12 protein-coding genes and 1 riboswitch are annotated in these 14,103 nt (G+C 33.9%); of the genes, 9 read left to right on the plus strand and 3 right to left on the minus strand.

Going from position 1 to position 14,103, the window contains the following annotated elements; translation table 11 throughout:
• The first annotated feature begins 18 nt into the window (after positions 1-18).
• The 9 genes from ACKX2A_RS02860 to ACKX2A_RS02900 all read left to right on the plus strand — a co-directional run bounded on the left by ACKX2A_RS02860 (position 19) and on the right by ACKX2A_RS02900 (position 8,338).
• A complete protein-coding gene (locus ACKX2A_RS02860; protein ID WP_415327527.1) occupies positions 19-600 on the plus strand; it encodes a hypothetical protein in 582 nt (193 codons plus the stop codon).
• 13 nt (positions 601-613) lie between these two features.
• Entirely contained in the window at positions 614-1,381 is a 768-nt protein-coding gene (locus ACKX2A_RS02865) for a hypothetical protein (RefSeq protein WP_415327528.1), read from the plus strand.
• 8 nt (positions 1,382-1,389) lie between these two features.
• Complete coding sequence (locus ACKX2A_RS02870; RefSeq protein WP_415327529.1) at positions 1,390-1,812, plus strand: hypothetical protein; 423 nt, start codon at positions 1,390-1,392, stop codon at positions 1,810-1,812.
• A 60-nt stretch (positions 1,813-1,872) separates the two neighbouring features.
• Positions 1,873-2,058, plus strand: a riboswitch (cobalamin riboswitch).
• 510 nt (positions 2,059-2,568) lie between these two features.
• Positions 2,569-4,893: a 5-methyltetrahydropteroyltriglutamate--homocysteine S-methyltransferase gene (gene metE / locus ACKX2A_RS02875; protein WP_415327530.1), complete on the plus strand. Its 2,325-nt coding sequence runs from the start codon at positions 2,569-2,571 to the stop codon at positions 4,891-4,893.
• A 95-nt stretch (positions 4,894-4,988) separates the two neighbouring features.
• On the plus strand, positions 4,989-5,999 hold the full coding sequence (locus ACKX2A_RS02880; protein WP_415327531.1) for an HNH endonuclease: 1,011 nt from the start codon (positions 4,989-4,991) through the stop codon (positions 5,997-5,999).
• 5 nt (positions 6,000-6,004) lie between these two features.
• Entirely contained in the window at positions 6,005-6,334 is a 330-nt protein-coding gene (locus ACKX2A_RS02885; protein WP_415327532.1) for a hypothetical protein, read from the plus strand.
• 1 nt (position 6,335) lies between these two features.
• Complete coding sequence (locus tag ACKX2A_RS02890) at positions 6,336-6,836, plus strand: hypothetical protein (protein WP_415327533.1); 501 nt, start codon at positions 6,336-6,338, stop codon at positions 6,834-6,836.
• An 86-nt stretch (positions 6,837-6,922) separates the two neighbouring features.
• Positions 6,923-7,372 carry a KTSC domain-containing protein gene (locus ACKX2A_RS02895; RefSeq protein WP_415327534.1) on the plus strand — a complete coding sequence of 150 codons (450 nt, stop codon included), beginning with the start codon at positions 6,923-6,925 and terminating at the stop codon, positions 7,370-7,372.
• A 189-nt stretch (positions 7,373-7,561) separates the two neighbouring features.
• A complete protein-coding gene (locus ACKX2A_RS02900) occupies positions 7,562-8,338 on the plus strand; it encodes a hypothetical protein (RefSeq protein WP_415327535.1) in 777 nt (258 codons plus the stop codon).
• A gap of 106 nt (positions 8,339-8,444) precedes the next feature.
• On the opposite strand, the gene ACKX2A_RS02905 is transcribed toward ACKX2A_RS02900, so the two are convergent.
• The 3 genes from ACKX2A_RS02905 to ACKX2A_RS02915 are packed head-to-tail and all read right to left on the minus strand — an operon-like array spanning position 8,445 to position 14,073.
• Positions 8,445-11,642, minus strand: coding sequence for an efflux RND transporter permease subunit (locus ACKX2A_RS02905; RefSeq protein WP_415327536.1), 3,198 nt, complete (start codon positions 11,640-11,642; stop codon positions 8,445-8,447).
• A gap of 7 nt (positions 11,643-11,649) precedes the next feature.
• Positions 11,650-12,711, minus strand: coding sequence for an efflux RND transporter periplasmic adaptor subunit (locus ACKX2A_RS02910; protein ID WP_415327537.1), 1,062 nt, complete (start codon positions 12,709-12,711; stop codon positions 11,650-11,652).
• A gap of 9 nt (positions 12,712-12,720) precedes the next feature.
• A complete protein-coding gene (locus ACKX2A_RS02915; protein WP_415327538.1) occupies positions 12,721-14,073 on the minus strand; it encodes a TolC family protein in 1,353 nt (450 codons plus the stop codon).
• Between the last annotated feature and the right edge of the window lie 30 nt (positions 14,074-14,103).

The following is a 14,103-nucleotide window of genomic DNA, read 5'->3' on the forward strand; positions in this document are numbered from 1 at the left end:
TAATTTAAATCACACACAATGAAAATACTATATACCATCAGCCTTTCTTTATTTTTGTCTGCTAATATTTTTGGTCAGAAAACTGAAAAATTAAGTCCTAGAGACAAAGCTGTTGTTGAGCATTTTAAAACCGATTATAAAAAGAAAAATTACAAAAAATTTTCAGGGAATATTGTGACAGCTAAAGATAATCAGGTGATGTTTGACAGCAAGATTGCTTTTTATGATAAATCGGATAAAATCACTCAAAACATTCTTAAACAAGGTTTGGTTTACCCTCAACTTTTAACTGATTTTCAGATCGATAAATTCGAAAACGAAGATAATGACAGAACACAGAAAAGATTTGTCCGCCTACAGAAAAACTGGAAAGATTCTTTCGATGTGAATAATATTAAGTTAAGCAACGGAACTGAATTAACTTTTTTAAGTTCAGACCCAAAAGTAAAAAGGTTTAGAATCACATGTAAAGATCCAAAATTCCCAAATAATATCATCTACTATTTTGAATTGACGAATAAAAACGCTGAACAAAATACTTCTTTGGAGGATTTTATTAAGAATTCTAAACTGACGTATATTTATCAGAAAACGGAATAAGTGAAACTAATTTATGTACAATCCCACACGAAGAAACCGGAATATTGGAACCGAAAATCAAGGTTTTGGACAAAATAATAAACTTAAAATTTCAACACCATACGGAACATTAAAATCTTTCTACGAAAGAATAGGAAAACATAAGAAAGAAGCAAGAACAATCAACGGTCATGAATTTTTATTCATTATTGAAGAAACAAGAGAGCATTCTTTTCACTCTTGTTCCGTTGATGATTTAGTTAAAATCATTCAATCTATTCCAAAAGAAGATTATGGAGATTTAAAATTTATTATTCTTCGTCAGCCTAAGCGAAAGGAAGAAATAATTTCATCAGTGTGGGGCAGATTAATTTATAGTTTTGATTTTGATGGAGAATATTTTCCAGCCATCATTTTAGATGCAATTGACCTTGACAAAAAATTAATTTGGCCTAAAAAACAAACAATTGAAGATCAAAAAGAATTTGAAAGACTAAAAGAAGATGGTCATATTTTTGAAGAAAATAAAAGAGATTTTATTGCTGAGTTAAGATTAGAATCTTGCAGAAACACTCAGCTTTACAGAACTTTATTACACGAATTTGGACATTATGTTCATTATTTGGAAGTTGTAGAAAGACCTGAAAATGAAGATGAGGATTACGACGAAAAAGAAGCTCGCGGTGATTTTTATTTTAGTATTCCTAAAGTTGAAAAAGAAAAATTTGCACATAAATACGCAAATCAGTTAAAAAATAGATTGATTGAAGATAGAATTATTCCTTTTGAAAGAATTGATTAAACACTAATATGATAGATATAAGCCATCCAGATTCTGAATTTATATTTCGGGCAGGAGCATTCACAGATAGAATTAAAAATTACTGTAGAAAATATATTTTAGAATCATTCGAAGAGCGAAAAATCACTTTTCAGGATATGAAAATTGAAGCTTTGTTATTGTTGGAATTTTCAGAACTTCATTTCAAAGAAAATCTAAATAGTATTTCTAAGTCGGTAAATGATTTAAACGTAGAAATCGACAAATTAGAAGCTATTAATATAAGTAGCGAAGATGGAAACTGCACTGTTTGCAATACAAAGCTTGAGACTTTCGATACTTTAATTAAAGAAAAAGATTTTAGATTTATAACTATTTGCAAAAAGTGCCCTAATGAGATTTATAACATTTTAAATACTATTGATTGGGCAACCGGAGCTGCATTTATTTAATTTTTCTAAAAACTCAAACAAATATTCCCTACATTTGCCTCGAAAACAGTTCTTTTACATACTTCATCAAACGGAAAAGGTTTTACTTAAGGTAGATTAATAGGGAATCGTGTGAGAATCACGAGCTGTCGCGCAACTGTAAGTAACACACCAAAAGTTTTTGTCCGCGTATATCCACTGTGCAAACGGGAAGGATGACAAAAGCTGTTACAAGTCAGGAGACCTGCCTGTTCCGAATTGACAATGCTCTCGCGGTTTGGAGTTTTTTGGTCAGACAGATGATACTTTTGAACGTATTTTGGTTTAAAATTTTAACTTGATTTAATTTTTTTAAACGTAAAGATTTTTTTATAGCCTCTTATTTTTTAAGGAGCAAAGAATTGCGACTTTGTCGCTGATGAAGTTTATATTTTACATGTCCGCTTCTTAAAATCAATGTATTGATTCTTCTTTGTCCGCTTAAATAATATAGAAAGTTTGATTAAAACTTTGCGTCAAAAAATTTAACATTAAATATTTGAGAATTTTAAGTTTAAAGATATTTTAAGTTAGGCATAGCGCTTAGAACATCTTTGATGTTTCCTTAATAAGTCTTAACCACTTAATTTTTCGTAATGGTTAAAATTTTAATCTTCTAAGGAAAAATTACGTCCTCACTGTATCTCCTCTATTCCACAAAATTTCTTTCTAAGATAGCATTGCGAAGCATCTGAAGAGCTTTTAAAATCATTGTTTAATTTAAAAGTTTTTAAGAAAATGCAAACGCACATTCTTGGCTATCCGCGAATTGGTAGCAACAGAGAACTCAAAAAAGCCTGCGAGCAATATTGGACGGGCAAAATCGAAGCAAACGACCTTTTGGAAGTCGGAAAAACTATCACTCAAAACAACTGGAAACTGCAGCAGGAAGCAGGAATCGACCTTATTCCCTGCAACGATTTTTCGTTTTATGACCAGGTTCTTGACATGACTTTAACGGTTGGAGCAATTCCGGAACGGTATCAGGAAATTGCCTTCAAAAAGTCTGAACTGGATCTTTATTTTGCAATGGCGAGAGGTTTCCAGAAAGATGGATTGGACATCACCGCGATGGAAATGACGAAATGGTTCGATACCAATTACCATTATATCGTCCCTGAATTTCAGAAAAATCAGGAGTTTAAATTATTTTCCAATAAAATCATCAAAGAATTCATCAGCGCAAAACAGGCAGGAATCAATGCAAAACCCGTGATTATCGGTTTGCTGACGTATTTATTATTAGGAAAAGAAAAAGAAGAAGGTTTTGACAAATTAGATTTAGCGCAAAACTTACTTCCAGTTTATATTCAAATTTTAAAAGAACTTGAAAATCACGGTGCGGAATATATTCAGTTTGATGAGCCGTTCTTAGCTTTAGATTTAACTGAAAAAGCGAGAGAAGTCTATCAGTTTATTTATGCCGAAATCAGAAAACAATTCCCGAAATTAAAGTTCATTGTTGCGACTTATTTTGAAGGATTAAAAGACAATTTTTCATTGGCAACTTACCTTCCGATCGATGTTTTGCATATTGATCTGGTTCGTTGTCCTGAACAATTGGATCAGGTTTTAAATACAATTCCAGAAACATTAAGCCTGTCTTTAGGAATTGTTGATGGAAGAAATATCTGGAAAAACGACTTCCAAAAATCATTAAATAGTATTAAAACTGCTGTTGAAAAAATTGGCTCAGAAAGAATTTTTATCGCTCCGTCCTGTTCATTGCTACATTCTCCTTTCGACCTTGACTCCGAGAAAAACGAAGATATTTTATCTCCTGAAATCAAACAATGGCTGGCTTTTGCAAAACAGAAAGTGACTGAAATTGTTAATTTAAAAAAATTATCATCCGAAAATCCGGATTATACAGCTTTACAAGCTTTAGCTGAAAATAAAAAAGCGATTGAAAACCGTAAAATTTCTACATTAATTCACAATCAGGACGTAAAAAACCGTGTTGATGTCATGACTGAAGATGATGCGAAGAGAAATTCTCCATTCAATATCCGAAAAGAAATTCAGCATGATGTTCTTAAGCTTCCTTTGTTTCCTACCACTACGATCGGTTCGTTTCCGCAGACGAAAGAGGTGAGAAATTGGCGCGCAAAATTCAAAAAAGGTGAATTAAATGCCGAACAATATGATACTTTACTGAAAAAGGAAACTGAAAGAACGATTCGTTGGCAGGAAGAAATCCAGATCGATGTGTTGGTTCACGGAGAATTTGAGCGAAACGATATGGTGGAATATTTCGGGGAACAATTGGCTGGGTTTGCGTTTACACAAAACGGTTGGGTTCAAAGTTATGGAAGCCGTTGCGTGAAACCTCCAGTAATTTTCGGAGATGTTCACAGACCGAATCCGATGACGGTTTATTGGTCGGAATACGCGCAATCTTTAACTCAAAAATGGGTAAAAGGAATGTTGACGGGACCTGTAACGATTCTTCAATGGTCTTTTGTGCGTGATGACCAACCTCGTTCAACGACTTGTAAACAGATTGCATTGGCGATTCGTGATGAGGTGAATGATTTGGAAAAAGCGGGAATCAGAATTATTCAGATTGATGAGCCTGCCATTCGTGAAGGTCTTCCATTAAGAAAATCCGACTGGCAAAATTATTTGAAATGGGCAGTTGAAGCCTTTAGAATTTCGGCAAGCGGAGTGGAAGATGCGACGCAAATTCACACGCATATGTGTTATTCTGAATTTAATGACATCATCCAAAATATCGCCGATATGGATGCAGATGTAATTACGATTGAATGCTCCAGAAGTCAGATGGAATTGTTGAATGCTTTTGCAGATTTCAAATATCCGAATGAGATAGGACCGGGAGTTTATGATATTCACTCGCCGAGAGTTCCGTCGAAAGAGGAAATGGTAGAATTGCTGAAAAAAGCACAAGCCGTAATTCCTGTACAGCAACTTTGGGTAAATCCTGATTGTGGTTTGAAAACCCGTCATTGGGATGAAACGGAAAAAGCGTTGATTGCGATGGTGGCGGCTTCGAGGGAAGCGAGTGAAGCATTTTTAAAGGAGGAGAAATTGAAATATTAGATTATGGGAGCTGAAAGGCTCCCATTTTTTAGTTAATAAAATTCATATTATTTGTGATTTTATAAAAAATATTTTAGTTTAGATTCAAAAATCTAATGACTAATTATTTTAACCAAATTTGTGAATTTAGACAAAATCATCCTATAATTTCAAACAATGCTATAAGAACTGACAATCCTATTCTAAACAACGTTAAAAATGCACTTAATAATTTTAAAATAGAACTTGAAAAAAAATATCTAAAATTTGAAGGTATTGATTTAAAAATAGAAGTTTCAAAGGGTGCAGCTAATTTCCCTAATGTAGCTCACGTCTGTCTTCTTCCTCCTAATCAAAAAGTTTCAAATGGAATTTATGTGGCAATTTGTTTTGATAAATCAGGAAAAGGAGCTGTTATTGGATGTGCAGAATCAAAAACTAATCCTAAAGGATTGAATATACAAATCAGAAAACGAGGAAAACATATTCCAGAAATAGATGTCGATGGTGGCAGTTCAAATACTAAATACAACAATGTTTTTGAAAATCCGAAAGATTTTTATTATCAAATAGTAGAAGATTCAGAGTTAGAAAATCATATAGAAAAGTCTTTAAGTTTATGTCTATATAACCTAAAGTTAATCACAGATTCCAAATACTTACAAACAAACGATTACTTAAATTCAACAATTAATGAACACGAAATAGAATATTTTAATATAGAAAATATTAAAGATGATAGAAAAAGAATAGCTGTACAAATTAATGCAAGAAGAGGCCAAAAAAAATTTAGACAAAAACTTCTGGATGCTTATAATAGCAAATGTGCTGTAACAAAATGTGAAATTGTTGAAATGTTAGAAGCGGCGCATATTTATAATTTCAAGGGCTCCGATACAGACAAAATTCCTAATGGTATTTTATTACGTTCCGACATCCATACACTATTTGATTTAGGATTAATTAGCATAAATCCTGAAAACTATTTTCTTAAAGTAAGTCATAAAATTATGACTGATAAATATTATGCTGATTTGAATAATAAAAAGATTAATTTACCACAGAGAATTGAAGACTATCCCAATAAGGCATCACTTCAACATCATTATGAAAATATTTTTAATTAAAACAAATGACCACCGAACAATTCGTAAAAAACTTCTACCAAGAAAAACAACATATTCTCCATTCAAGTTTTGACAATCAATCGGAACATAGAACTCTTGTTTCAACAAAAATTGAAGAATTAAGTCTAAATAAAATTCAAACTGAGAAATTAAAGGAAATAGTTTCTGATCTTTTGACGGATACTTTTTACACTATTTTACTTGGCTTGGATGGAGCTGGAAGTATTGGAGATTCACAGGAAAGCTTTAAAATATTTGATGAAGATGATAATTTAATTTCTGAAAGTGGAGATTTAGAAGGATTAGCCTATGAATATTTTCATGAAAATAAATAATATGAGACTTTTATTCTTTTTACTTTTAATTTCATCATCATTATCTGCTCAGTCAAATAATGATTTACAAAATCAAATAAAACTTAAAAATTATAGTTATTTGGATAGTATTAATATCTATTCAAAAGAATATCCTACTCAACTTATCGAAGGTTCTGGGTTTATTAGAAATCGTTATAATAAAAATATTGGTTCAATTGGTTATTCAACTGAAATAACAAAAAATACAAATGACAAAATAGTTCGTATTTTAAAATCTGAAACTAACCATTATGAGAAGTTTGACGGAAAACCTGAAAAAAGTATTATTAACGAAATTACTATTTATTTTAATGATTCTCAACAACCTGACTTAGCAAAATACATCTCTAAAACTTATATCTACGATTCTTTGGTAACAAGTAAAAACAAATTATTTAATTTAAAAGAAAATAATGATGATAATTCAGATTTTAAAATCGTGAAAATATTATTAGACGAAACAAAAAAATATATTAAATAAAATTTGTTTTCACATTAATAACGAATAACTTACACTTTCTCAATTAAAAACCGTAATTTTGCACCCCGAAATAAGGATCATCCATTATGAAAAAATTAGGCGAATACAGAAAGCTTCTTGAAGTTGATAAAAATGTAACTTTAAAGGAACTGAAAACAATTTACAGGAATACGATGAAAGATACACATCCTGATAAATTTATCAATGACGAAGTGGGAAAGCTGGAAGCAGAAGAAAAAAGTAAATCTGTGATTGAAGCCTATCATTTTTTGGTAAGCATCAATCCTGAAACGCAGGAAAAATATAAAGAAGAATACACAGAAACCATTACAAAATCTAATATTCAGGATTTTTATCTGGAGAAATCTGTTCTTACGGTTCAGCACTTGAACGGAAATATGTACGAATACATCGGTGTACCGAAAAATACGTACATCAAAATGGTAAATTCCGATTCTCCAAGCCGTTTTGCTAGAAGACATATTTATGGAAGTTTTGTCTACAGAAAGTCCGGTGAGGCGATGATGGCAGACTAATTTTGTAATTAAAAATAAATGAAAGCTTTCGATTGATTTCGGAAGCTTTTTTTATGATCAAAGAGTAAAATATTGTTATTCTTCAAATAAAAAATCCTGCCTAAATTTAATTTTAAAAAGAATTAAGATTAGGTTCATTAACATCTTTATGGGAATAAATAATTTTGACATTTAATAGTTACAATAAAAATGAAAAAAACGATCATACTTATTATTTTAGCAGCAAGTCAAAATATTTACAGCCAAAACAAGCTCTTCAAATCTGATAAATTTACAGTTACAGATTCTGTTAAAATAATAGGAATGTATAATGAATGGGACAAACATAAAACTTATGAAAAATATAATTTTTTAATTACTGACAAAAAAGTTATTGATTCTTTAATTGCATCGGTTGAATATGGTGAACGAGGCGAAAATATATCTGGTCGTGATTTTAATATTATTCTTACAAATGGAAATAAAGTAATCGACAGATGGAGTGTGAGTCCTAAATTTAAAAACATTAATATCAAGGGATACAGTCATCAATTCGATATTTCGATTCTGGAGAATCTTTCAAAAAAGTATCATTTCCAATACAAATGGTATAAAATGGAATTCAAAAATGAAAAGGAATTCAATCAATTCAATTCAGAAATAATAAAAGATGAAAAAACTTTATATGTGAATAAACCTATTTTTATTTATGAAGGTTCTTTTGAACTGCAGTTTCCAAAAAATGAAAAATTCATTCACCCCAAAGCTATTTATGATTATTTAAAGCCAGAGGTAGAAAAAATAGTTGGCAGCAAAGAATTCAGTATCTCTTACTCAGCAACCGAATTCAATTTAAAAAACCAGGATCAGTACACAATGACAATCGAAGGACCATTCACCTTATTTAAAAAATTAAAAGATAAAAACAGTAAAAAAGGAAAATGGATTCCTGCAGAGTTTGGAGCTTATATCTACGAAAAAGAATAATCTGGATATAGGAATCTAAACAATTAATTTCGTTCTAAACATATCCAAAAATAAAAAAAGCGCATCATTTCTGATACGCTTTTTCGGTTAATTATAAGTTGTTATTTTAATCTAAATGTTTCGGTGTGAAACCATCATCACTTAGTTCTCTGTGTTCGTAATCGGCTTTCATTTCGGCTTCATAGTCTACTTTATCACCTGCTTTAAACCATTTTCTGAATTTATTAATTGTTGATTCAAAAAGTGAGTAAACTACCGGTACAATAATCAAGGTAAGGAATAGAGACGATGTTAAACCACCGATAACTACCCAAGCCAAACCTTTATTAAACTCGGCTCCTGCACCACTTGCCAACGCAATCGGTAACATACCGAAGATCATCGCAATGGTCGTCATCAAAATCGGACGAAGACGTGCATGGTTGGCCTGTACCAAAGCGTCGTGTGTATTTGCTCCTGCTGCTTTTCTGGCATTTGTAAAGTCCACAATTAGGATCGCATTCTTCGCTACCAAACCAATCAACATGATCATCCCCAACATGGTGAAAATGTTCAATGAATTGGCTGTTAAGGCAAGAATTAACATTACTCCGATCATCGCCAACGGAATAGAGAACAATACCACAAACGGATATACAAAACTATCATACAATGAAACCATTACCAGATAAACCAATACAATAGCCGCTAATAAAGCAATACCTAAAGTACCGAAACCTTCTTCCTGATTCTCCATATCACCACTCCAGATGTAATCTACACCTACAGGTTTATTTTTGTTGTCTTTAAACTGTGCAGCCCATTCATTGGCAACGTCTCCCACAGGTCTACCTACTGCTTTTGCTCTTACTTTTACAGAAGGTGATTTATCTCTACGTTCAAGCAAACTTGGTCCGGAGCCCATATTTACATCAGCAAACTGGCTTAAACGAATTTGTTGTCCTTGAGGATTTGTAAACATTAAGTTTTTAACATCATCAATAGATTGTCTGTTGGCATCTCCGAAACGAATATTGATGTCATATTCATATTCTCCGGCTCTGAATTTCCCGTCTGTATTTCCGTTGAATGCAGTCTGCATCGTCTGTCCTACACTTGAAAGATTTAAACCTAAAGAAGCCATTTTATCTCTGTCGATATTTACCTGAACTTCAGGATTTCCTGTATCTGTCGATAACTCTGCATCCACTGCTCCCGGAACTTTTTTCAGTAATTCTAAAATTCTTGTCGCTTCTTTTACAGCTGTTGCATTATCCGGAGCTGTTACCACCATCTCGATCGGAGCATTTTCAGCACCTAGAATACCGATTGGAGCAGTTTTGAATTCAACTCCTGTAAATTTCTCTTCTAAAAGTCTTTTTATTTTTGCAGCTTTGATGTTTGTACTTTCAGAACGCTCAGATTTATCCGTTAAATTTACCTGAACTTCCGATTGGTAAGTTGTAGCCTGAGCGCCACCAAAACCTGTTGACTGCTGTCCTACTGTCGTGATCAAATCCACAACATCTTTATCGTTTCTTAAAAACTTCTCAACATCTAATGTAAGCTGGTTTGTTTTTTCAACTGTTGCATCTTTAGATAATTCCATCTGAACAAGGAACTGTCCACGGTCGATTGGCGGGAAGAATTCTCCTCCGATGAAACCGAATGCAACCAACATAAATGAAGAAATTAAAACAACGAATGTGATAATAACTGTTGAAATTCTTCTTAAAGTTGTTTTTAAACACCATTCAAGAATTCCTGTAATCCAGTGCGTGAATTTATCAATTAAACCTTCAAACCAAAGGATGAATTTTTCGAAGAAATTTTTTCCCGTTAAATGTTCAAGCTTACCAAATCTTGATGACAACCAAGGAATAATCGTAAATGAAGCCAACAATGAAAGCATTGTTGCAATAACCACCGTGACGCAGAACTGCCCCAAGATGTTCGCTACAAGCCCTGAACTCATCGCAATCGGTAAGAATACCACCACAATTACCAAAGTAATCGCTGCTACCGTAAATCCGATTTCCGAAGCTCCGTCATATGCTGCTCTGATTTTACTTTTACCCATTTCCATGTGACGGTAAATATTTTCCAAAACAACAATCGCGTCATCCACCAGAATACCTACCACAAGCGATAGACCAAGTAAACTCATTAAGTTCAAAGTATACCCCATTAAATTCATCCCGATGAACGTTGCCACCAATGAAGCCGGGATAGAAACCATTACAATAAATGCATTTCTGATACTGTGAAGGAATAATAACATCACAATTGCCACCAAAATAATCGCAAGGAATAAATCGAAGATAACGTGGTTTGCAGATTCTAGGGTAAAGTCTGTTGTATCATTTACAACCTTTACTTTTACACCCTGAGTTTTGTAAGCTGCTTCTACTGTTGCAATTGTTTTCTGAACACTTTCAGATACTGTAACTGCATTTGCATCAGACTGCTTTTTCACCTGCATCAGGATCGTCGGAAACTGATTGAATCTCGCTACTTTTTCTGTATCTTTCTGAGAGTCGAAAACCGTTGCAATATCAGACAAACGAACCTGCGCTCCATTTTTATTGGAAACGACAAGATTGTTCATTTCAGCAACCGACTTATATTTTCCAGATAATCTGATCGTAGATTTTGTTGTTCTTGTTTTCAAACTACCTGTAGGAAAGTCTAGGTTTGATGAAAGAATCGCCTGTTGTACGTCCCCGATTGAAAGTCCGTAACCCTGCAATTTTTTCTCATCAAGATTCACTTGAATTTCTCTTTCCTGTCCACCCACAAGATCAACTTGTGCCACACCATTTACACGAGAGAAAATAGGTTCGATTTTTTTATCTAAAAGGTCATAAAGATCTTTACTGTTCAATTTATCCGACGAAACACTCATCGTGATAATCGGTAAATCATCCAAAGAGAACTTATTTAGAGACGGTGCATCTACATCATCCGGAAGATCTCCCAAAACGGCATTTACCTTTCTCTGAGCATCATTTAAAGCATAATTCACATCTGCTCCATCATTCAACTGAACCATGATTACGGATAAGCTTTCGTATGAAGAAGACTCTACTTTTTTTACGTTTTCCAAAGAACCAACAGCATCCTCAATCTTTCGGGTAACGGAAGTTTCCACCTCTGCAGGCGATGCTCCCGGATACACTGTAGAAATCGTTACCATGTTGGTTTCAAACTTCGGAATCAATTCGTATCCCATGAGCGTATAACTCAGGATACCTCCCAACGTAAGAATCGTAAATAATACGATCACCAACGATGGTCTTTTAATCGATATTTCTGCTAACTTCATAAACCTTCTACTTTATAATGTTCACTTTAGATCCGTTGTCCAGGTTGATCTGTCCGCTTGTTACCACTTGTTCTCCTCCATTCAATCCACTTAAAACCTGAACTTTATCTCCATAAACTTTTCCGATGGTAACTTTAATCAATTTAGCAACACCATTCTGAACAACGAATAACTGCCCTGAACTTACTCCATTTACAAAGGCTTCTGCAGGAACTGTCAACATATTCTGAGTTTCTGCACCATTATTAGTTTTAAATGTTGCTGTTGCGTACATACCAGCTTTTAGATTTCCTCTGTTCTGAACTTCAATTTCAACAGGGAAGTTTAAAGAAGCATCACTTTTAGGAGCGATAAATGTAATTCTCCCTACAAAAGAATCTTCAGGTAAAACATTTACTTTAATCGGAACCTCCTGACCCAGTTGGATTTTTCCAATCTGGCTTTCATCCACTAAAACTGAAAGTTTCAAGCTGTTAATATTAACGATTTCAAACATCGCTGTTCCCGGAGAAACCACAGTTCCCGGCTCAACCATCTTTTTATTGATCGTTCCGCTGATCCCTGCACGAATGCTTGTATCGTTAATTTTAACACCTTGCGCTCTCACTGCTGCTTGAGCGTTCTTCAATTGTAGTCTTGAATTATCTAGTTGCTGTTTGGTTACACCTCCTGTTTTGAATGCGTTTTCGTAACGTTGGTTATCAATCACGGCATTCTGTAAGTTATTCTGCGCCTGAGAAATATCAACCTCGATCGCATCTTTTTTAATTGTTGCTAAAGTCTGCCCTGCAGAAACTCTTGAACCTTCTTTTACCAAAACGCTTACGATACGTCCTGAAATTTCAGAAGACTGATTCATTTCCTGCTTTGGAAGGAAAGTTCCGTTGGCAGAGTAATCTGTATCAATATTTTCTCTTGATACTGTTACAATATTCACATTGATTTTATCTACCTGCTTAGCAACCTCTTTTACCTCCTGCGTCTGTTTTTCTTTGTTGCCGGCAATCTTGTAAGCTGCTAAACCGATCAGGACAGCGGCTACGATGATATATATTAAAGTTCTTTTCATTATAGTTTATTATGGGTTTTGTAATGTGTTTAACTCTCCTTTTGCTTTTATTAATTTAATTTCAGCCTGTTTATAATCTAATAAAGCATTTGCATAGTTCTGTTTAGCCTGCGTTAAAGCATTTTCAGCATCCAAAACTTCTGTAAGTGTAGCCAAACCATACTGGTAGTTGGATTGAGTGTTTTTCTGAACTCTTTCTGCCAAACCTACATTGTCTTTCATACTTTCTATATTGATTAATGCATTTTCCATATTGGTGATTGCATTTTTATAATCTAAGCTTAAACTAAGTTGCGTATTCTGAATATCCTGATCCAAATCCTGAATATCGACTTCCGCTTGATTGATCTTTGCTTTTGTAGCTCCACCCGTAAAAATCGGAATATTTACATTCAAACCAATAGCAGAATAATCGCTCCAAAGCACTCCGTTTTTAAGTCCGTTCGTTAAAGGAAACTTTGCTCCGGTTGCGCCCCATCCGTAGTTGGCTACCAAGTTTACCGTAGGATAAAGATAAGCTTCCGTTGCTTTTTTATTAAAGACCAAAAGTTCTCTGTTTTTATTTAAAACTTTGATTTCCGTGCGGTTGTCAAGGTTAACATTACTGGCAATCAGCTCAGGTTTTGGCTCAATGCTTTTTTCTTCGAGCTCGATATCTGTACTGATTGGAATTCCCATGTAGAACTTCAAAGCATTTTTTGAAAGCTCAACCGAGTTGATTAATGTCTGCTTATTCGAACCGATATTGGTAAGCTGAACATTGGTTCTGTCCAGATCAATCGCTTTAGCCAAACCATTATCCACCAGACTTTTAATTACATTTCTTACTCTTTCGGTATTGGCGTAGCTTGCTTCCACCGTCTTTAAATTTTCTTCCTGTACAAAAACCTGATAGTAAGCTGTTGCAACGTTTTCAATGATTTGTTCGTTAGTTAGCTGAGCATTCAGAATATAAAATTCTCTAGTTGATTTTGCAGCTTTCAGACCTGTAAAAACTCTTTGGTCAAAAATCGCCTGTTGAAGCTGAACAGAAGCTGTAGAGCTCCAAGGCTGTCCCAATTGCGCTCTGATCTTCTCTCCTCCAAACTCCAGTAATGATTCCTGGATAACAGGATTGTAGGTAACACCCGCTGTTGCACTTATCTGTGGCAAAGCTCCGGCTCTAGCTTCATCAATTTTGTATTCGGCTTTTTTGATCTGTAAAGCTGCCTTTTTAGCTTCTGCTTTGTTTTGAAGTGCCTGTTTGATGGCTTCCTGTAAAGAAACCTGCTGTTGCGCAGACACTGATGAAAAACCGAAAATCATAAATGCAGCCGCTATTCCTATTTTTAGCTTTTTTGCAGTTATACGTTTTCTTTTCATAATCTTATACTTCGTTTATTTTTTTAATGT

Origin of the sequence: Chryseobacterium sp. MMS23-Vi53 (genome assembly GCF_047651245.1) — a bacterium.
GTDB lineage: Bacteria > Bacteroidota > Bacteroidia > Flavobacteriales > Weeksellaceae > Chryseobacterium.